This is a genomic window from Falsiruegeria litorea R37, from assembly GCF_900172225.1.
GTDB classification, from domain to species: domain Bacteria; phylum Pseudomonadota; class Alphaproteobacteria; order Rhodobacterales; family Rhodobacteraceae; genus Falsiruegeria; species Falsiruegeria litorea.
In genome coordinates, this window is sequence record NZ_FWFO01000001.1 from 1,597,488 (window position 1) to 1,616,502 (window position 19,015).

General features: G+C 60.1%; 17 protein-coding genes and 1 pseudogene. 2 read left to right on the forward strand and 16 right to left on the reverse strand.

Features of this window, described 5'->3' with window-relative positions:
• Positions 1 to 57 precede the first annotated feature (57 nt).
• The 16 genes and pseudogenes from TRL7639_RS07905 to TRL7639_RS07980 form a co-directional block, all read right to left on the reverse strand.
• The gene (locus tag TRL7639_RS07905) at positions 58 to 609 is read right to left on the reverse strand and encodes a hypothetical protein (RefSeq protein WP_085795180.1); all 552 of its coding nucleotides are present in this window, start codon (positions 607 to 609) and stop codon (positions 58 to 60) included.
• On the reverse strand, positions 606 to 1,352 hold the full coding sequence (locus TRL7639_RS07910) for an ABC transporter ATP-binding protein (RefSeq protein ID WP_085795181.1): 747 nt from the start codon (positions 1,350 to 1,352) through the stop codon (positions 606 to 608). Before TRL7639_RS07910 ends, TRL7639_RS07905 begins: the two co-directional genes overlap by 4 nt.
• Positions 1,345 to 1,785 carry a hypothetical protein gene (locus tag TRL7639_RS07915; RefSeq protein ID WP_085795182.1) on the reverse strand — a complete coding sequence of 147 codons (441 nt, stop codon included), beginning with the start codon at positions 1,783 to 1,785 and terminating at the stop codon, positions 1,345 to 1,347. The genes TRL7639_RS07910 and TRL7639_RS07915 overlap by 8 nt, the downstream gene beginning before the upstream one ends.
• Positions 1,782 to 2,564, reverse strand: a complete 783-nt coding sequence (locus TRL7639_RS07920; RefSeq protein ID WP_085795183.1) for an MlaE family ABC transporter permease — start codon at positions 2,562 to 2,564, stop codon at positions 1,782 to 1,784. The genes TRL7639_RS07915 and TRL7639_RS07920 overlap by 4 nt, the downstream gene beginning before the upstream one ends.
• Before the next feature lie 104 nt (positions 2,565 to 2,668).
• Positions 2,669 to 3,697 (reverse strand): annotated as a pseudogene (alr, locus tag TRL7639_RS07925) (alanine racemase); the annotation flags it as partial.
• A 46-nt stretch (positions 3,698 to 3,743) separates the two neighbouring features.
• Positions 3,744 to 4,682, reverse strand: coding sequence for an isopenicillin N synthase family dioxygenase (locus tag TRL7639_RS07930; protein ID WP_085795185.1), 939 nt, complete (start codon positions 4,680 to 4,682; stop codon positions 3,744 to 3,746).
• A gap of 160 nt (positions 4,683 to 4,842) precedes the next feature.
• Complete coding sequence (locus TRL7639_RS07935) at positions 4,843 to 5,841, reverse strand: agmatine deiminase family protein (protein WP_110647113.1); 999 nt, start codon at positions 5,839 to 5,841, stop codon at positions 4,843 to 4,845.
• A 74-nt stretch (positions 5,842 to 5,915) separates the two neighbouring features.
• Positions 5,916 to 7,406 (reverse strand): replicative DNA helicase, encoded by a 1,491-nt coding sequence (locus tag TRL7639_RS07940; RefSeq protein ID WP_085795186.1) that lies wholly within the window; start codon positions 7,404 to 7,406, stop codon positions 5,916 to 5,918.
• Between the two features lie 199 nt (positions 7,407 to 7,605).
• Complete coding sequence (locus TRL7639_RS07945) at positions 7,606 to 8,283, reverse strand: orotate phosphoribosyltransferase (RefSeq protein ID WP_085795187.1); 678 nt, start codon at positions 8,281 to 8,283, stop codon at positions 7,606 to 7,608.
• A gap of 73 nt (positions 8,284 to 8,356) precedes the next feature.
• Complete coding sequence (gene pyrC, locus TRL7639_RS07950) at positions 8,357 to 9,394, reverse strand: dihydroorotase (protein ID WP_085795188.1); 1,038 nt, start codon at positions 9,392 to 9,394, stop codon at positions 8,357 to 8,359.
• Positions 9,395 to 9,475: 81 nt separating this feature from the next.
• Complete coding sequence (locus TRL7639_RS07955) at positions 9,476 to 10,438, reverse strand: phosphoadenosine phosphosulfate reductase (protein ID WP_085795189.1); 963 nt, start codon at positions 10,436 to 10,438, stop codon at positions 9,476 to 9,478.
• Positions 10,439 to 10,524: 86 nt separating this feature from the next.
• On the reverse strand, positions 10,525 to 11,604 hold the full coding sequence (locus tag TRL7639_RS07960) for a glycosyltransferase family 2 protein (protein WP_085795190.1): 1,080 nt from the start codon (positions 11,602 to 11,604) through the stop codon (positions 10,525 to 10,527).
• Positions 11,605 to 11,609: 5 nt separating this feature from the next.
• On the reverse strand, positions 11,610 to 12,458 hold the full coding sequence (locus TRL7639_RS07965; protein WP_235820282.1) for an FkbM family methyltransferase: 849 nt from the start codon (positions 12,456 to 12,458) through the stop codon (positions 11,610 to 11,612).
• A gap of 3 nt (positions 12,459 to 12,461) precedes the next feature.
• Positions 12,462 to 14,864 (reverse strand): glycosyltransferase family 2 protein, encoded by a 2,403-nt coding sequence (locus TRL7639_RS07970; RefSeq protein ID WP_085795191.1) that lies wholly within the window; start codon positions 14,862 to 14,864, stop codon positions 12,462 to 12,464.
• On the reverse strand, positions 14,864 to 15,517 hold the full coding sequence (locus TRL7639_RS07975) for a sulfotransferase (protein ID WP_085795192.1): 654 nt from the start codon (positions 15,515 to 15,517) through the stop codon (positions 14,864 to 14,866). Before TRL7639_RS07975 ends, TRL7639_RS07970 begins: the two co-directional genes overlap by 1 nt.
• Positions 15,514 to 16,545 (reverse strand): glycosyltransferase family 2 protein, encoded by a 1,032-nt coding sequence (locus TRL7639_RS07980; RefSeq protein WP_085795193.1) that lies wholly within the window; start codon positions 16,543 to 16,545, stop codon positions 15,514 to 15,516. Before TRL7639_RS07980 ends, TRL7639_RS07975 begins: the two co-directional genes overlap by 4 nt.
• 239 nt (positions 16,546 to 16,784) lie before the next feature.
• Here TRL7639_RS07980 and TRL7639_RS07985 point away from each other — a divergent pair, with 239 nt between their 5' ends.
• Both TRL7639_RS07985 and TRL7639_RS07990 read left to right on the forward strand, forming a co-directional pair.
• A complete protein-coding gene (locus tag TRL7639_RS07985) occupies positions 16,785 to 17,693 on the forward strand; it encodes an AAA family ATPase (RefSeq protein WP_085795194.1) in 909 nt (302 codons plus the stop codon).
• Between the two features lie 60 nt (positions 17,694 to 17,753).
• A complete protein-coding gene (locus TRL7639_RS07990) occupies positions 17,754 to 19,013 on the forward strand; it encodes a vWA domain-containing protein (protein ID WP_085795195.1) in 1,260 nt (419 codons plus the stop codon).
• Positions 19,014 to 19,015: the final 2 nt, after the last annotated feature.

A 19,015-nucleotide genomic window follows, 5' to 3' on the forward strand; every position in this document is an offset into this window, starting at 1 on the left:
CCCCGGGATATTTGGGGCAAGAAGAAGGGGTGGACACGAAGTTGCAATCGAAGTGGCTTAAAGTTTCGCTTTTTCTTCGATAGGACGCAAAAGCTCATTAAGACCAAATCGTATGATTGGAACTCGCACCTGGCGCGCTTTCAATGAGCTTGATAGATATCGTGTGGCAAATTTCTCTTGAGTATCTTGGTCGCGATTGTAGTTGAAGTTCAGCGCTTCTAGTTGGACTGAGAAATGAAAGTATGTCTTCTCGGGCAGACCGACTTCCTCATAGAATTCTTTGATGCTCAAAGGAATTTTAAGGTTCATTCCAGACCATACAAAAACATCCTTTTCAAATTTCACTCTATCGAATGCAGCATCGCAAGAGACGTACAATGCTCGAAGATTGTGCCCCAGCGATCTCAGCTTTGAAAGGTCGTAGTTCAGTTCTTTCAATAGAATAGCTTTGAATGTGAGCTCGGCAGCCAACCCTAAAGAGTTGTAAATCGGGCCTACGGCAAAAGTATCGGGGTGTATGTGCGGGAAATCGCTAGCTGATAATATGTCGACGGCGTTTAGATACTGCCTAGCAAAAAGAGTAAATGATCTCCAACGCTCAATTTTCACCTTACAGCCTCAATCGGCCCCTCGGCGCGGCCGTGGATGAATTGATCCAGATGCGGGTCGCCGCTGGCGTCCATGTCGGCAACAGGGCCGGTCCATTGGATCACGCCGTTGTGGAGCATCGCGACGTTATCGGCAATCGCCCGGACCGAGGACATGTCGTGGGTGATGGTCATCGCGGTGGCACCCATTTCGACCACGATCTCGCGGATCAGGTCGTTGATGACGCCGGACATGATCGGGTCGAGGCCCGTTGTGGGCTCGTCAAAGAAGATGATCTCGGGCTCGGCGGCGATGGCGCGGGCAAGGCCCACGCGTTTTTGCATGCCACCCGAGAGCTCGGCGGGCAGGCGGTCGGCCACATCCGCCTTTAGCCCCACGCGGCGCAGTTTTTCGATGGCGATTTCGCGTGCCTCATCCGTCGGGCGTTTGAGCGAGCCGCGCAGCAGGCGGAAAGCCACGTTTTGCCAGACGGTGAGGCTGTCAAATAGCGCGCCGCCCTGAAACAGCATCCCAAACTTTGCCAGAAACGCGTCGCGGTCGCCCTTGCTGGCGTCTTGGCCGTCGACCGTGATCGTGCCGCTGTCTGGTGTGATCAGGCCAAGGACGCATTTCAAGGCAACCGATTTGCCGGTGCCCGATCCGCCGATGATCACCATGGATGACCCCTTGGGGATCTCAAGGTTCAGACCTTGCAGCACGTGGTTGCCGCCAAACGACTTTTTGACGTTGCCGAGCTTAATCATAGAGCACCGTGAAATCGCTGTCCTTGGGGCGGCGGTGCCAGGGGACTTCGCCGGTTTCGTAGCGGAAGTTGGCGGCGATGTCCTGCGGCGAGCGGATGACGTCCGCCAGCAGCGTAATGGCAAAAGTAGCGCGGGTGGTGCGGCGTTTGCCGAACGTCTTACCCGCCTCGGACGCGGTTTCCTTGTCGACGATCACACGCTCGCAAACCCCTTCGAGGCAGCGGAAGCGTTCAGCGACCAGGAAGTCATGCGCCTGAGCTTTGGTCATCCCCTGCAGGAAGCCAAAGGCGATCTGGCGCAGCTCGGCGTCAAAGCCCATGGTCTGTTCCAGCCGTTGGGTGTTGAACTCCCCAAGCAGTTGGCTTTGCGCACTGGCCGTCAGGGGAAGCGACAGGGCGATTGCGGTGGCGGCGGACAGGATCAGACGGGTCATAGCGAGAAAAACACTCCGGTCAGGACGAAGTTGGCGGCCAGGATGAGAACGGCGGCGGCCTCGACCGAGCCTTTGGTGGCGCGGCCCACGCCCTGGGCCCCTCGGCCCGAGTTCATGCCGTAGTAGCAGCCCATGATGGCGGCGATGGTGCCAAAGGCGGCGCCTTTGACAAGAGAGGAAACGATGTCGCGCATCTCGAGAAAGTCAACGGTGTTGCGCAGATAGGCCGCAGAGTTGAAGCCCAGGTTCTGCACTGCGACGGTGTAGCCGCCCGCAATGCCGATGATGTCACCGACGGCCACCAGCACAGGTACGGTGAGCAAGGCGGCCAGAACACGGGGCGCGACAAGGTACTTCATCGGGTGGGTCGAAAGCGTCACCAGCGCGTCGATCTGCTCGGTCACTTTCATCGTCGCGATTTCCGCGGCGATAGAGGAGGTGACGCGGGCCGCGATCATCAGACCCACCAGAACGGGGCCAAGTTCACGCACCATGCCGATGGCAACGATCTGGGGCACCACGGCCTCGGCGTTGAAGCGCGCGCCGCCTGCGTAGATCTGCAACGCCAAAGCGCCGCCAGTAAAGATCGCGGTCAGGCCGACGACGGGCAGGGACAGCCAGCCGATGTTGAGCAAGGCCACGCCAAACTCACGCGGGTAGAACGGCGGGCGCAGCATGTGCGACAACGCATCCAGCGCAAAGATCGCCACCCGGCCAAAGGCCGCCATGACGGTCAGGACGGCCCGACCGAGGTGTCCCAACATCGAAATGGGGTTCATCCGGCGCGCCCTTCGCGCAGCAGTTCCGGGCGCTTGCGCTGGAGTTTCTGCTGGATGCTCTCCAACGCGTCCGAGCTGGCCTGCGCGGCCAGTTTGTCGGCGCCGGTGTAATGGCGCGCATAGCGGCGGCCCATCGAGGTCAGGATTTCATAGCCGATGGTCTCGGCAGCTTCGGCCAGGTCATCGACGGTTTGGCGACGGTTCAGGATTTGCACGGCATCAGGCGTGCCCTCGATGTCGGTGATATCGACGGTGATCATGTCCATCGAAACGCGGCCCACCACGGGGCAGGCGATGTCGCCGACATAGACGTCGATGCCGTTGCCGATGGCGCGGATCAACCCGTCAGCGTAGCCCGCCGCAATCGTGGCGATGCGTGAGGGTCGCTGGGCGGTCCATTTGTTGGAGTAGCCGACAGTTTCACCCACGGCGACGTCGCGGATCTGGATCACGGGGATGTCGACCGTTACAACGGCCTTGGCCTCGTCATACGGCTCCCCGCCATAAAGGCCGACGCCGGGACGGCACAGGTCAAAGTGGTAATCAGGGCCCATCAGCAATCCACCGGTGGCTGCGAGTGATTTGGGAGCGTCAAGTTCGCTCGTCATCTCTTTGAAAACGCGCAGTTGTTTGCGGTTCATCTCATGTCCTGGCTCATCGGCGCAGGCCAGGTGCGACATGATCAGAACCGGGTTCTGCTGCAACGCGATCTCGCGCAGGGCGGCCCATTCGTCAGGCTCCATCCCCAGTCGGTTCATGCCTGTGTCGAGCTGGATGCCGAATGCGTGGCCCGGCAGTTCCTCGACATGGCGCAGCATCTGATCGACCGAGTTGATCATCGGCGTCAGATTGTTGTCGCGCAGCACGTCACGGTCGCCTGCCATGTGACCGGAAAAGACCGACACGCGCGGGCCGGGACCCACGGCGCGGCGCACGGCAATGCCCTCTTCGGCGGCGGCCACAAAGAAGTGGCGCGCGCCTGCATCAGCCAGGGCCCGCGACACGCGGCCCGCATCCAGCCCATAGCCGTCCGCCTTGACCACCGCGGCGGTCTCGACAGAGGTTTTTGCATCCAGCGCCCGCCAGTTGTCGGCGAGCGCGCCCAGATCGATCGTCAGTCTTGCAGTACTCATGGCCCGTTCTTGACAGGCGTAGGCCATAGGTCAAGGGGGAAATACCCTAATTGGCGGCGGGTTTATGCGCATCATAGGCCGCTTCAAGCTCGGATCGCAGGAAATCGGCGAATTTGAGCGGCGGGAATTTCGGCGTGCCGGTTCCTGGAAGCGGTTCAATGACCGTGTTCACGTGGGGATCGTAGAAGAACGGGCAACTGTAGCGTTCGCGGCCAGATCGGTTGATCACACGGTGCGGAGTGGACAGCAACTTGCCGTTCGACATCCGGTGCAGCATATCGCCGACGTTCACCACAAAGGTGCCTTCGCGTCGGGGAACATCGACCCAGTTGCCCGCAGGCGTCTTGACCTGCAGCCCGCCGACATCGTCCTGCACGAGCAATGTCAGACAGCCGAAATCCGTGTGCGGCGCCGAGCCATAGAGGTCCTCGGGGCTGCGTTCGGGTTGTGGCGGATAGTGCAACAGGCGCAGCCAAGTGGTTGGTGTGTCGAACGCCGACAGGACGGATGTGTTCGTAACATCAGCGGCTTGCAGGGCGATGCTCATCAAGCGACGGCCAAGCTGGCGCATGGCAGTGTCATAAGCCTCCAGCGCTTCGCGGAAACCTGCTAGCTCGGGCCAGCGGTTGGGGCCGCTGAGGTAGATGCCCGCGTCGGCCTGCGCATCCTCGCGCATCATCATGAAGCTGGCGGATTGGTTTGGTTTGGTGACATCGGCCAGGGTTGAGTTCACGTCCGTGGAGCTGTTGATCGGGATATAGCCGCGATGGGTTTTGCCTGCGGCCACAGCCATTTTCTGTTCCAGCGGCAGGGCGTGGAAGCGGGCGGAAGCGTCGAAGAGATCCTCGATCAGTTGCGGATCAATGCCGTGGTCTTCGATATAGCCAAAGCCGGTGGTGCCATAAGCGGCGCGAAACTCGGCTGCGATCTCGGCATCGGGGCGGGTCCCCAGTCGAATGACGGGGATTTCGGTGAATTCGGTCATGATGAACCCTTTGTACGTTTCGTTGGATGGGAACAGGGGCAAACCGCCCCCGGTCTATCCGGCGAAACGTTTACGGCGGTGGCCGTAGTGGCGTTCCAGCACCACGAGATGTGCGAACTTGCGGGTCATGGGCGCATCTGGCGGAAAGAGGCGCTCCAAGTCAAGCGGGCATCTGCTGGGTGGCGCAATGAATGCCGCCCCCAAGCTCGCCCAGGATATCTGTGTTCAACATGACCACCTCGCGGCCGGGGTAGTGCCGTGCAAGGGCCGCGCGGGCGGTGGCATCAGCGCGCCGGTCGCCGGTGTTCGAGGCGATGACGGCGCCGTTGCAGACATAGTAGTTGGCGTAGCTGCTCAACTCATCGGGGTTGCGCACGCGACCGTCGTAGCCGGGCGGGATGGTGTCGACCTTAAGGCCCGCGCTTTGCAATCGGTCACGCAGGGCAAAGGCCGAACGGGCATAAGCGTCATCCGGATCGGGATCGGGGTCGAGCATCATAAGCACCGTTTTGGGCCCGGTGAAGCGCGCAAAGCCGTCGATGTGATCGTCGGTGACGTCCTGGCCCATGACGCCTTTGCCCCAGATCATTTGCGCAGCACCATAGGCGGCTAGCAGGCGGTGTTCGATCTGGTCGCGGGTCATTCCCGGATTGCGGTTGGGGTTCACCCAACTGCTTTCGTTGGCCATCAATAGGCCATGGCCGCTGGCCTCAACCCCGCCAGCTTCGCCCTGCAAGCCGCTGTCAACAAACGGCAATCCCAGATGATCGGCCACGCGGCGGGCGATTTGTTCATCGTTGCGCAGATGATAGCGTCGTCCCCAACCGTTGAACTTCACCCCACGCACAGACAGCTGACCGGCGCTGTTCTTGGCAAAAAGCGGACCGGCATCCCGGCACCACAGATCGTCCGTTGGAATGTCCCACAGTTCGACCTGGCCCGCGAGCAGCTTGCGCGCCTTCGCGTGCTGATCGCGCGAGGCCAGCAGGGTGACTGGCTCAAAGGCGGCGATTGTATTGGCGATTTCGGCGATGGTGGCCTGTGTCCGACGCAGGAAACGGCCCTTGCCATAGACGGGCGCAAAGACCGGCCATTGCATGAAGGTGCGTTGGTGGCGTGCGTCTTCGGGCGGAACCCGAAAGCCATCTGCAAGCGCCATTCCGGCACCTCCCACATACAGGGACGCCCCGGCGATTTGGGCCAGGGCGTGACGTCGTGTGATCCGGAGCGGTTTCAATACCCCTCGTCGGCACCGTCCTGCTGCCAGGGTTTGGCCAAGTTGCCAAAGCGGGTGAACTGGCCCTCAAACGACAGATCCACGGTGCCAATGGGGCCGTGACGCTGTTTGCCGATGATCACCTCGGCGCGGGCGTGCAGGCGTTCCATACGTTCCTGCCAGGCGGCCATTTCCTCGAGCCGGTCGTCCGAGGGCTTTTCCCGTTCCACGTAGTATTCTTCGCGGAACACGAACATCACCACGTCGGCGTCCTGCTCGATCGAGCCGGATTCACGAAGGTCCGACAGTTGCGGGCGTTTGTCGTCGCGGCTTTCCACCGTACGTGACAGCTGCGACAGCGCGATGACGGGGATGTTGAGTTCCTTGGCGATGGCCTTCATGCCCATGGAAATCTCGCCGATTTCCTGAACACGGTTTTCCGCCGTACCCCGGCAGAGCTGCAGATAGTCGATGATCAACAGGTCCAGCCCATGGGTCCGCTTCAGGCGGCGGGCGCGGGCGGCCAGCTGGCTGATCGGCAGAGCGGGCGTGTCGTCGATAAAGAGCGGGCAGGCCTCTAGCGATTTGGCGGCGTCGACAAAGCGGCGGAACTCGGTCTCGGTCATGTCACCGCGGCGGATCTGCTCGGATGGCACCTCGGCCGCCTCGGACAGGATACGCGCAGCCAGCTGTTCCGAGCTCATCTCGAGCGAATAGAAGCCCACAACGCCGCCCTGAATGGTGCCTTCGGTGCCGTCGGGGCGAATGCCCTTCTTGTACGCCTTGGCCACGTTGAAGGCGATGTTGGTCGCAAGCGAGGTTTTCCCCATCGAGGGACGCCCGGCCAGGATCAAAAGGTCCGACGGGTGCAGGCCGCCCAGTTTCTTGTCCAGATCAATCAGACCGGTCGAGACACCGGCCAAACCGCCGTCGCGCTGATAGGCGGCGTTGGCGGTGTTGACTGCTTCGGTCACGGCTTTGAGGAAGGACACAAAGCCGCTTTCGGTCTGGCCCTGTTCCGACAGCTTGTAGAGCTTTTGTTCCGCCTCGACGATCTGCTCGCGCGGTTCCGAGGCGACATCGACCTTGGCGGCCTTGTCCGAGATATCGCGGCCCAGGCCAATCAGCTCGCGCCGGATCGCCAGATCATAGATCATCTGCGCATAGTCACGCACGGCAAAGGCCGAGATCGAGGCGGCAGCCAGATTGACCAGATAGGCAGGACCGCCCAGTTCCTTGAGCCCCTCGTCGTCTTCCATGAAGGCCTTGAGGGTGACCGGCGAGGCCAGTGCATTCTTGGCGATCCGTGCGGCGGCGATCTCATAGATGCGCGCGTGCACGGGGTCGTAGAAATGCTGCGGTCCGATGACCGATGCCACCCGGTCGTAGACGTCATTGTTGGTCAGAATCGCGCCCAGCAGTTGCTGTTCTGCTTCGACCGAATGCGGCATCGTATCGGCATTCTGGACCTGCGCCGGTACCTGCTCGATGTTGCTGATCTCGTTCATTTTGGTGTGTGCATCCCCTTGAGCACAAGGTCATAGCCGAGGCGGGGGATTCCTAGCAAATTGTATGTTTGTGTGGATAAGATGTGCATATCCCGACCCCCATCATATTGACGGGGATCCGGGCAAAAATCCAACATTTTGTGGTGAGGGGCAGGAAACCGCGCTGCGGAAACCCGCCAATGGCAAACCTGACCTTAGGTCAGGATTTGTTGGCTTCCTGCCAGGCGCGCGGGTCGTTCAGGAAGGATTCGACCTCTGCCAACGTTTCCGCGTCAAAGGCGTTTTGGGCCTTGGCCTCGGCCAGAACATCCCACCAGGTACACAGCGAATGCAGTTGCACGCCATGATCGCCAAGGGTCTTCTCGGTTTCGGGGAAAATGCCGTAGTAGAAGATGACGGCAGTGTGCCCACAAGTGGCGCCGGTCTCGCGGATGGCATCCACAAACGACAGTTTCGAGCCACCGTCGGTGGTCAGATCCTCGACCAGCAGAACACGCTCACCTTCGCTCATCGCGCCCTCGATGCGGGCGTTGCGGCCGTAACCTTTGGGCTTTTTGCGCACATAGGTCATCGGCAGGGCCATCCGCTCGGCGACAAAGGCGGCAAAGGGGATGCCTGCGGTCTCACCACCGGCGATGTTGTCGAACGCCTCAAACCCAGCGTTGCGCATGACGGTGATGGTCAGAAAGTCCATCAGCGTCGAGCGGATGCGCGGGTAAGAGATCAGCTTGCGACAGTCGATATAGGTCGGGCTGGGCAGGCCCGAGGCCAGCGTGAAGGGCTCGTGCGCGTTGAAATGCACGGCCTTGATCTCCAGCAACATGCGGGCGGTGAGGCGGGCGATTTCTTCGGCGGGGGGGTAGGAGGTTGGGATCATCGTGACATCCTTGGGGCAGGTGCCAGAGGCGCGGGCAGGAGCCTCTGGCGGGAGTATTTGGGAAAAGATGAAATCAGGCGACGCGCCAGTGGACGTCGAACCCGGGATCAAAGACGGTAACGGGACCATCGCCGCTTTCGATCTTGTCAGGGTATGTGACGACATCGCCTTTGGTGAGCGTGATCGTCTCCTCGTTTACCGGCAGGCGGTAGAAACCGGGGCCATTGCGCGAGGTGAAGGCTTCGAGCTTGTCGAGTGCATTGGCTTTTTCGAACACCTCGGCCAGCAGTGACATGGTGTTGGTCGCCGTGAAGCAACCCGCGCAGCCGCAGGCCATTTCCTTGTTGGCGTCTGTGTGGGGCGCCGAGTCGGTGCCCAGGAAAAAGCGCGCATCGCCGGATGTGGCGGCGTCGACCAGCGCCAGGCGGTGCTCTTCGCGTTTGGCGACGGGCAGGCAGTAGTAATGCGGCTTGATCCCGCCAACCAGGATGTGGTTGCGGTTGATGATCAGGTGGTGCGTGGTGATCGTCGCGCCCAGATCGGCCTCATTTGCTTTGACATAGTCGACGCCATTGGCGGTGGTGATGTGTTCCATCACGACGCGCAGACCGGGAGTGGATTTACGCACCGGATCCAGCACGCGTTCGATGAACACGGCCTCGCGGTCGAAGATGTCGATGTCGTGGTCGGTGACCTCGCCGTGGCAGCACAGCGGCAGGCCGATTTCAGCCATTTTTTCCAGCACCGGGCGGACTTTGTCGAAATCTTTGACGCCCGAAGACGAGTTTGTGGTGGCACCGGCAGGGTACAGCTTGACCGCCTTGACCAGACCGCTGGCGTGGGCCGCGGCCACATCTTCGGGGTCGGTGTCCTCGGTCAGATACAGCGTCATCAGCGGCTCGAATGTCATGCCCTCGGGCAATGCGGCCAGGATGCGATCGCGATAGGCGGCGGCATCGGTGCCACGAACCACGGGCGGCACCAGGTTCGGCATGATGATGGCACGAGCAAAATGGCGGGCGGTTTCGGGCAGGACGGCGTCCAGCATTGCGCCATCGCGCAGGTGCAGATGCCAGTCGTCGGGGCGGCGGATCGTGAGGCTATCGGTCATGTGCCCCCGCTAGCACAGCCTGCCCAAACGGAAAACCCCCAGCCACTGAGAGCCGGGGGATTTTCGTGTGATCCGCAGTTGTCAGCTGGCCATGGGGGGCGGCGGGGCAAAAGCACCCTGTTGGGCCATCTCTTCCAACTGCTCCAGCCGCATGCGAAAACGGCGCGCAGGCATGCGTGAGGTCACGTTCCGGCACAAAAGAGTATTGAGATAGAACCGTTCGGCGGAATCCAGCTGTCCTACCAAACCTCGCAGATATCGCGGGTACGAGCGGCGCGCACGATAAAGGCGGAAGAAGCTGCGCGCGCTCAGCTTGCCAGTCCCTGCCATCGCGAGCAGACGATAGAGCAGGTTCATGTCAAGCAAGCGCGACTGCAACTCACTCCCCATATTGCGCATGCGCAGGCGGGTGACGTTCGGGCGTTCGAACAGGGTTGCGTGCATCGCATCCAGCGTTTGCAGCGGGTCATACAGGATGAACGCGTGATCGGCGGCGTCCAACATATCCGGGGCATAGCCGTAGCGGTCGGTGAACGAGGTGCGGCGCATTTCGACGAACCGGTCATCCCATTCGGTCATGTTGGGGTCCAGCGTTGCCTGCGGCTGTACAGCAACCACGGTTGCACCGGGCGAGGCCACGGAAAAGGCCGCCGCCGCATAGCCACACGGGCCCGCGCCGTAGAAGACCACGCGGTCGAAATCCTCAAAAAATCCGTCATCGATCAGACGGTCGAAAAAGCCATAGACCTTGGGATCGCGGAACCAGGTGTCCCCGTCCGAGACAATGCAAAGATGGGACCAGTTCTGTGTCTTGACCAAGTCAAAGCCAAAAGGTTGTTGGGTTTCCGACATGGCGCGGATGCCCTGCATCGTTTCAAATGTCACGATCAGCGTCGCGTCGCGATCGATGAAGGTCGCGAAATGCTTGTCGCCCAATTCCTGCGCCATACCTTCGGCTTCGGCCTGATCCAGCAGCTTGCGTTTCCACACGCCGCGCCGATAGCCCGCAATTGATGTGTCGATACTGGTTTTTGCGTCCTGCATATACTCATCCTCGAAACTCCGGCCGCTTTTCGGGCCGGTTGTTGCCAACAGGTCTAGGCTGAGAATGAGGCCAAAATGGGAAAAACTCAGGTCCGTTTCGGGTCGTTTCCGGATTCTTGAGATTTGGCGCGCAGGCGTCCGAGGTTGGCAAAACCGGTCAGTGTACGAGCGGTTGCGGCACTGATCGGGCGCGATTGAGGGGTCATCATCAAGCGCGCCAGAAGGGCCCGATATGGTTCTTGTTCCATCAGTTTCTGAAACCGGTTCTGTCGCCATTCGACCGCGCGTCTGTGCAGTTTTGCCAGTGTCGGATCGGCGTGCAGCTCGTCGCGCAAGGCAGTGCTGGGGGCATCATAGCGGCTGATCGAGGTGTCCGTATCGGTATTGAAATTTCGTTCCACCCAATAGTCGACATCAAGCATATGTTCGGAATGTACCGCACGGCCTCGATCGGCCTTGAGCACATAGCTTTCCATGGCACCCAAGGGATAGTGGTTGAGTTGTGCCAGCTCGAAATTGTCGCGACCGTAATTGGAAAACAGCCGTTTGAGTTTGAATTGCTCGTCCAGCTCGCGCCCGTTGCAGTCGAACCACCGCGCCTGATCCAGGCGATCCAGATCGGGGTTGCGGGGACGGTGGACGCCCAGTTTCGAATAGATTCCGTCGTTTCGGTAGAGCGTCTTGAACATCGACGCCCGCCAGGGCCAGAACATCACTGCAGGCGCGCAGCGAGTGAAACTCTGTGTTACGGGTTTGTCGGCATAACGGATGGTGTCGCCATTGCCGAAAAGGCGCCAGGTCAGGGTGATGGCGGTTGCCTCGGGCAGGGCATCGATCAGATCGCCAATGGCGCCGTTTCCTGCGTGAATATTGACGAATTCATCAACGTCCAGCGGCAGGATCCAATCCGCCTTTCGGACCAACGGATGTTTGCTGGCAGTCTTGAGCGCGGTGAACTGGATGCCGCGCTTGTCATATGGGCCATCGTTGGCCACATGGCTCAGGTGCCCCATCTCTTGCAAACGGTCCAGGATACGGTCGGTCCCGTCCTGGCAATTGTTGGAAAACACCAGAAAATCGGTGAACCCTGCTGCCCGGTGATGGGCAAGCCATTCCAGCAAAAAGGCCCCCTCGTTGCGGACGGTCAGGACAGCGAGCGCGCGCATGGCCGTTACCAGTCGCTGCGGAAGACCGCGACCTTGGAAAACGACATCTTTGGGAAGTAGACCAACCCCTGGTCGTGTAGCAGTTGAAAGATGCTTTTGATGCCAGCGCTGCCAATCCATTGGGGATGCAATTCGATCAGCAGGGCGCGCAGACCGCTGAGGTCAAGCTTGGGCAGCAGGTCGGCCTCGGCCCCTTCGATATCGCAAACCAGGACTGTGGGCTTGATCTCGGCAATCACCTTGTTGGCGTCCCGCATGGGCACCTGCGCAGGGGTGGCATCCGCACCGCCATCTTCGGGGTCGAGGGACGAGGACAGGATGTCTTCGCGGCAATAAAACGTTGTGGTGCCGTCCTTGTCGCCCAAGACGGCGTGATGCAGGTGGGCTTTCTTGGCGCGGTTCAGCCGATGAACTTCGTGGATGTAGTCAAGCAGGCCGGGGTTGGCTTCGAACGAGTGTACCTCGCGCGCGCGGGTTTGGGTGGATATCAGTGTCGACATGAACCCGATGCCCGCCCCCAGTTCCAAAACGACATCGCCCTTGCGGATCAGCCTGAGCGCGGCGTCGGCCTCTTTTTGTTCATAGGACCCCGTGCGCAGGGACATGCGAACCCGTTTGGGCAAAAGCTCCATGTTGCGGGGAAACCTCATGTCCCGGCACCACAGCATCGCCTGACGTTCGGGCTCAGAAGCTGCGGGCGTGTCGGGTGCAGCCTCTGAAACAGTTTCAACGACAACGTCCGCCCCTGTTTCCGGCGCAGGCGCGGGGGCAAGGTCGGTGCCGCTTACAGTGCCGCTGTCGGTTTTGACCTTGGGCTGAGCAGCTTTCTTGTTCTTGGTTTTTGTCTTGGCCATGTCTCAACTCTCCAGATCAAGGGCGAGCGCATAGGCCACGCGCTCAGTTTCGGTCAGTTTGACCTTGAGGGCCTGCTGATACAACTCTTCGAACTCGGGCATGCCGTGCAGTTCGACCGCTTTGGTCTTGTGCCACTCCAACCCCTTTTGGTGCCAGCTGCGCAGGGTGTCATCCTGCATCAGCCGGTCGTATTCAGCGCGCAGGCGGGGCAGGTTGCGCTTGATGGTGACATCGCGGAAGTCCGACCAATCCATGCGGATCCAATAATTCAGCCCGATCGAGCGATCCACATGCAGCGCGCGGCCCCTTTGACGTTTGATCAGATAGCTCTCGGCGCTTCGCAGTGCATAATGGTTCAATTGGATCAGATCGTATCCAATTGATTTTTTGGAGTTTCTCCAGCCATTGTCCACCGCCTCACCCGTCATGTCACGGCCCGAGCCGTTGACCCAGCAGACATCGCCGCGTTTGTCTTCGACCAGTTTGTTGGGGCGGTGGCAGCTGATTTTCTCGTATGCGCCGATGTTCTTGAACATGGTCTTGAAGCCCCAGACCGTATGCGGTTTGGGGCAGAATTTGGGGGCGCATGTATCGAATTGGTCGATCACGAAGTCATCGGCCAACCGCGTCACGTCATTGTGCCCGAAAAGCCGCCAGGTCATTGCCACATTGGTCGCATCGGGCACTTCGTCAAAGAAGTCTTGCAACGTGCCGTTGCCGGTGCGGACATTGACGAATTCGTCCACATCGATGTGCAAGATCCAGTCGGCGTTCTGGATCACCGGCTCTTTCAAGGCCTGGTTCAGCGCGTATTGCTGGGGCGAGTTGCCCTTCCAGTTGTCGTTGTTGCGGTGCTGCAGCACACCCATATCCTGAAGCCGGTCCAGGATCTCGGATGTGCCGTCGGAACAGTCGTTGGTGTAGATCAGGAAATTGTCGACCCCCATGGCGCGGTGATAGGCGACCCATTCCACAATGTAGGGGGCTTCGTTCTTCATGCAGCCGACGATGACGTTGCCACTGCGCCCTTCGGGCAATTCGCGCGGGGGCACTTCGGTGTAGGCAGCCGCCAATTGCTCTTCGTCGACCGCACCCAGGCGGTTGTGGGGGGCAAAAGAAGATGTCTTTAGCTTTTCGAAATTCTGCACGGCCTGGGGCGGCATCAAGGCGCGGGCCGTGTCGGTCAAGCCGTCTTTCATTGGCTCTGCGGGCGCGGCTTTTGGCATAGGCGGCGCGGTGGCGGTCGGTACCGCGGCCGGGATGACTCCACGATCGGTCAGATCCTCAACCCGCTGGGTAAACTTCTCTTTCGTGGCCTTGTCGATGCGGAACAGAAAGGCCAGCAGATACTGCGAGGCCCGATAGCCGCGTTCTGGATCAGCTTCGGTCCATGGATCACATGCTTTTGGAGACTGAAAGGTATCATCGTCCAGTTCGGGATGGCGCAGGATCAGCTCGGCGTTGGCCTTGCTGAAGCGATCCGAGATTTGCGACAGGCTGCCAGCAGGCGTTGTCGGGCCGGGGACAGAAATTTCGGTGATGAAACTGCGCCAAAGTTGTCGGGGTACGTGGCGATCGCCTTGGGCCAATAGCTTTAGCAAAATGGCATTGAACTGTCGTGCGCGTGCCATCCAGGCCGCAGACATGGGCGCGCGTTCCGGAAGAGCTTGAGCCTTGCCGATCGTTTCGTTGATGCCAAAGGCAGCGCGGATTTCATCGGTGATCGTGTCGGGGGCAAACAAGTCCTCGGCATAGGCGCGAACATGGAAGGCACCCGCGCCAAATACAGCCTCCCATTCGCGTTGCAACGTGTTCGTATCCAGCCAAAAGGCTGGGCCTTGGGTTTCTTCGAATACACCTGCAAGAGGATCAATGCGTGGCATGGCATCCACACACGCGGCCCACCAATCGTCGCTTTCGACCAGGGCCAGTTCCTGGCTCAGCGGGGTGGCGCGCCCTTCAGACAGCTGAGCGGCATAGTGATCCACAAGCAAACGTGTCGGATCGTCGACATAGGTTATCAAACGGATGTCATCGGACAGGGGCTGCAACAGATCGTGGATGCGCTGAATCTCGCTTCTGCGAAACACAGAGGTCGAAAGTTGCGGCACTGACAGGATCACCGCTTCGGGGCGGGCCTGGTCAATCTCGCGTTGCAGATCACGCATGAGATCTTCGCGCAATTGTGCCTGCTTCTGGGGGCTGGCAAAACCACGGTTGAAACGCAGCGGGTCGATATGATCGGGATCGGTCACCGCCATAAAGAACCGTGTATGAGCTTTGTTTCCTGGGCTGCGCGGATATAGCAGCCCCTTAGAGCGCAGCTGTTCGCGCTTGGAAGAGAGAACCTCTTGTAGCGCCTGTGCGCCAGCCACCTCTGGGCCAATGTGCAGATAAATTCGCATCAGGATTTCTTGCCCGCAGCTGTTTTCTTGGCGATCCGTTCAGCTTGCACGTTGGCTTTGCCCCACCATTTGACTTCCAGTCCCAGGAATGCCCCGATTTTCTGAGGCGCCTCTGGGTCGGTGATATCGTACTCTAGGAAACTGTCCGTACCCTCGAACACACGACGGCAGAATTTTTGATGCCCGTCGATCCAGCGGATCAGCTCATCCACCTCGTACCCATAACCTTCGGGCATGCCGGGCACCTGGTACATTGGCAAGCGGCGCTTGCCCAGGTTTGACCACCGCAACATGGAATCCACCAGCTTTTCCGGCGGGCGACTGGAGTACAGGAACTTGGCGCCGGGGTGTTTATCGATGATGGAACTCAGCAACCCCCAATCGGTTTGCGGCCATTCGTTGAACCCGCGTGCGATCATGCTGATTTCAGTGAAGGCGTCGAACTCATGCATGAAATGCAGCGGGTCGCCCTTTTTGAAGTAGCCCCGGTACATCAAGCGTCCGACAAAATCGTTGCGCAACTCCTTGATCTCGGTCTGATGGTTGTGGATTTTCCAATCCGCCACCTTCAAGCCCGAAGCTTCGAGCGCCTTGCCCAAGGTTGTGGTGCCCGATTTAGGCAGTCCAAGATTGATCACGCGCAGGCGGCTCATGCAGTCAGTCCCAGTCGTTGCAACAGTTTCTCTTCAGCCGGTGGCAGGGTCGAGGCCGCGCGCAACTGATCGCGCATGGCCTGGTATTCAGCCTGTTCAAGCAACTCGTCCCGTTTGGCACGGTGTAGAGCCACAGCTTCGTCATGCAGCGCGCTGATTTCAGGGTCGGATTTCAACGCGGCCAACTGGCGTTGCAGATCGGGCAGGTAACGTTGGATGCTGAGATCCTGCCAAGCCGGGTCGTTGCGGTCGCGCCAATAGCTGTCGTCGAAATTGCGGTGCTCGCGGTTCACGTCGCCCCGGTCGTTCTTGACCAGATAGCTGTCCAGGCTGCGCAGGGCGTAGTGGTTGAGCGTTGCCAGATCACGTGCACCCCGGGCCGGGAACTTGCGGATACGGCGCGGGTTGGCGGCGACCTTGAACCGGTGCTGCACATCTCGGCCCGAGCCATCAGTCCAGCTGGGGCGCTTTTTCGGTGGCAGTTTCTTGCGAAAGAATGGGCGGTGCGCGCCGTAATATTGCAGGGGAAAGTCGCTGCGGATCAGAGTTTTAACCTCAGCTGCGCTTTCGCCCCCCCACAGATCGGGATTGTGCGAGCGGGTGAATTGCTCGATCACCGGCTTGTCCTCGAACGTCTCGATCCCGTCGTTGGCGAAAAACTGGAAGGACAGGCTGATGGCCTGCGGGTTGCCGCAGGCATCAATCAGCGCCGGGATGGTGTGATCGCCTGCGTGGATGTTCAAAAATTCGTCCACATCCGCGATCCAAACCCAATCGGCATCCACGACGATATCTTCGTGCGCGGCGGCCTTGAGCGCCTCCATTTGGTAATTGCGCCCTTCGGCCGGGTTGGGCAGGTGCCGGACAATGCCCCGGTCTTGTAGCGCGTCCAGCAGCCGGTCGGTCGAATCCGAGCAGTCGTTGGAATAGAATAGGAAATCAGTGACCCCAATCAGCCGATTGAAGGCGATCCACTCCAGCAGGAAAGGCCCCTCGTTTTTAACGCAGGTTACGGCCGTGATTTTCATATCCGGCTCTCCTTCGGCCTGTATGCCGGTTTGCTCTTCACAAATCTGCCCCTGTCGTGGCGCTCTTTAGCGAGCGCTGATTGTTTCTCAAGTCATGACATTTGTGCGCGAATCCGTCAACATTTCGCAAACTCGTGGACAGCGTGTCACGGTGGCCTAGGTTGCCCTGAAATGCGACCGCAGGGGCGGTTGACGGATGGCGCCCAGTCGTGCCCTCTAGGTCGTCAAGGGGAGAGAGCATGACCATTCCAAATTCGATCGATGCGGTGCAGGATATGTTGACCGCGCAGGGCTATGTTTGCGGCAGGGCGCTGGCGACCGTGGTGTTTCTGTCGCTCAAGCTGGGGCGACCCTTGTTTCTGGAGGGGGAGGCAGGCGTCGGCAAAACCGAGATCGCCAAGGCACTCAGCGCGGCCCTGGGGCGCAGGTTGATCCGGTTGCAGTGTTACGAGGGGCTGGATGCGTCTTCGGCTGTGTATGAGTGGAACTTTCCCGCACAGATGGTTGCGATCCGCACAGCCGAAGCTTCGGGTGGGGCCGATCGCAAGGCGCTGCAGACCGAGCTGTTCTCGGATGAGTTCCTGGTCGAGCGCCCGCTTTTGGAGGCGATGCGCCCCGATGAAAACGGTGCGCCGGTGTTGCTGATCGACGAGCTGGACCGCACGGATGAACCGTTCGAGGCCTTCCTTCTTGAGGCACTCAGCGATTTTCAGGTCACTATCCCCGAGCTTGGCACCATCAAAGCGCCCGAGCCGCCGGTGGTGATCCTGACCTCGAACCGCACGCGCGAGGTGCATGATGCCCTCAAACGCCGCTGCCTCTATCACTGGGTCGATTACCCAGATTTCGCACGCGAGGTGGAAATCTTGCACGCCCGCGCGCCCGAGGCGGCCGAAAACTTGTCGCGCGAAATTGTGGCCTTTGTCCAGCAACTGCGGACCGAGGATCTGTTCAAGAAACCCGGCGTGGCCGAAACCATTGACTGGGCCAAATGCCTGTTGGCGCTGGATGTTATCAACCTCAGCCCCGAGGTGATCGCGGACACGCTTGGCGCGATCCTGAAATACCAGGATGACATCCAAAATATGCAAGGATCAGAGGCCAAACGTATTTTGGACCAAGCCCACGCCAGCCTCGCGCCCGCCTGATGCTTCACCTTTTTTCAAATACTCCGGGGGTCCGGGGGCAGCGCCCCCGGCGGTTGTGACATGGCAGAACAGATTCCGCTAGACATCCCCGAGCGTCCCAAGCTCGCCCAAAACATCACCCATTTTGCGCGCGCATTGCGCAAGGCGGGGTTGCCCATCGGGCCGGGGCGGGTGATCGATGCCATCCACGCGGTTGAGGCCGCGGGGTTCACCGAAAAACGCGACTTTTACTGGACACTGCACGCCTGTTTCGTGAACAAGCCCGAACACCGCGAGGTTTTTGCCCAGATCTTTCGTCTTTATTGGCGCGATCCGCGGTATCTGGAACAGATGATGGCCGCCATGCTGCCCGCCATTCGCGGTGTGCAAGAGGATCGTGAGGCGCAGGCGGCCGAGCGCCGCGCGGCTGAGGCACTGCTGGATGGGGTCGAGCGGGATGCGCCCCCACAGGAGGAAGGCGAGGCCTCTGAAGAAACCGAAATCGAGATTGACGCCTCGCGCACCATGTCGGGCGAGGAGCGCCTGCGGACGCTTGATTTCGAGCTGATGAGCACCGATGAGATTACCCAAGCCAAACGTATGTTGGCGCAGCTATTCCTGCCTGTAAAACCGATCCCGTCGCGACGCGGCATGGCCAGTCTGCGCGGTTCTAAGGTGGATTGGCGACGTACGCTCAGGGCTTCGATGCGGCAGGGGGGCGAGATACGTGATATCGCCAAGCTGACACCTCGTCCGCGTTGGCCGAACCTGGTGGTGCTTTGCGATATTTCGGGCTCGATGAGTCAATACAGTCGTATCATTCTGCATTTTCTCCACGCTGTCAGCAACGCCAAGGGCGCGGGGTGGGCCAAGGTGCATGCCTTCACTTTTGGCACAAGGCTGACCAACATCACACGCCACCTGGCGCAGCGCGATGTGGATGCGGCGCTCAAATCCGCGGGCGCAGAGGCGCAGGATTGGGAAGGCGGCACGCGGATCGGCTCGTGCCTACATGGTTTCAACCGCGACTGGTCGCGCCGGGTCATGGGGCAGGGAGCAGTGGTGCTGCTCATCACAGATGGTTTGGACCGCGACGACCCTGATCAGTTGGGCCACGAGATGCAGCGCCTGCAATTGTCGTCCCGACGGCTGATCTGGCTGAACCCATTGCTGCGGTGGGAGGGGTTTGCCCCCAAGGCCCAAGGGATCGCGGCGATGCTGCCCCATGTCGACAGCTTCCGCGCGGGTCATTCCATCGCCTCGCTTCAGGAACTGGCCGAAGTTATCTCACGCCCCGATGACGTGGGCGAGAAAGCGCGGTTGATGGCCGCGCTTCCCTAAGG

Excerpts from the sequence above, each read along its gene's own strand:
- TRL7639_RS07910 (WP_085795181.1), bottom strand. The coding sequence starts at position 1,352 with ATGATTAAGCTCGGCAACGTCAAAAAGTCGTTTGGCGGCAACCACGTG.
- TRL7639_RS07915 (WP_085795182.1), bottom strand. The coding sequence starts at position 1,785 with ATGACCCGTCTGATCCTGTCCGCCGCCACCGCAATCGCCCTGTCGCTT.
- TRL7639_RS07920 (WP_085795183.1), bottom strand. The coding sequence starts at position 2,564 with ATGAACCCCATTTCGATGTTGGGACACCTCGGTCGGGCCGTCCTGACC.
- TRL7639_RS07930 (WP_085795185.1), bottom strand. The coding sequence starts at position 4,682 with ATGACCGAATTCACCGAAATCCCCGTCATTCGACTGGGGACCCGCCCC.
- TRL7639_RS07935 (WP_110647113.1), bottom strand. The coding sequence starts at position 5,841 with ATGGCGCTTGCAGATGGCTTTCGGGTTCCGCCCGAAGACGCACGCCAC.
- TRL7639_RS07940 (WP_085795186.1), bottom strand. The coding sequence starts at position 7,406 with ATGAACGAGATCAGCAACATCGAGCAGGTACCGGCGCAGGTCCAGAAT.
- TRL7639_RS07945 (WP_085795187.1), bottom strand. The coding sequence starts at position 8,283 with ATGATCCCAACCTCCTACCCCCCCGCCGAAGAAATCGCCCGCCTCACC.
- pyrC (WP_085795188.1), bottom strand. The coding sequence starts at position 9,394 with ATGACCGATAGCCTCACGATCCGCCGCCCCGACGACTGGCATCTGCAC.
- TRL7639_RS07955 (WP_085795189.1), bottom strand. The coding sequence starts at position 10,438 with ATGCAGGACGCAAAAACCAGTATCGACACATCAATTGCGGGCTATCGG.
- TRL7639_RS07960 (WP_085795190.1), bottom strand. The coding sequence starts at position 11,604 with ATGCGCGCGCTCGCTGTCCTGACCGTCCGCAACGAGGGGGCCTTTTTG.
- TRL7639_RS07965 (WP_235820282.1), bottom strand. The coding sequence starts at position 12,458 with ATGGCCAAGACAAAAACCAAGAACAAGAAAGCTGCTCAGCCCAAGGTC.
- TRL7639_RS07970 (WP_085795191.1), bottom strand. The coding sequence starts at position 14,864 with ATGCGAATTTATCTGCACATTGGCCCAGAGGTGGCTGGCGCACAGGCG.
- TRL7639_RS07975 (WP_085795192.1), bottom strand. The coding sequence starts at position 15,517 with ATGAGCCGCCTGCGCGTGATCAATCTTGGACTGCCTAAATCGGGCACC.
- TRL7639_RS07980 (WP_085795193.1), bottom strand. The coding sequence starts at position 16,545 with ATGAAAATCACGGCCGTAACCTGCGTTAAAAACGAGGGGCCTTTCCTG.
- TRL7639_RS07985 (WP_085795194.1), top strand. The coding sequence starts at position 16,785 with ATGACCATTCCAAATTCGATCGATGCGGTGCAGGATATGTTGACCGCG.
- TRL7639_RS07990 (WP_085795195.1), top strand. The coding sequence starts at position 17,754 with ATGGCAGAACAGATTCCGCTAGACATCCCCGAGCGTCCCAAGCTCGCC.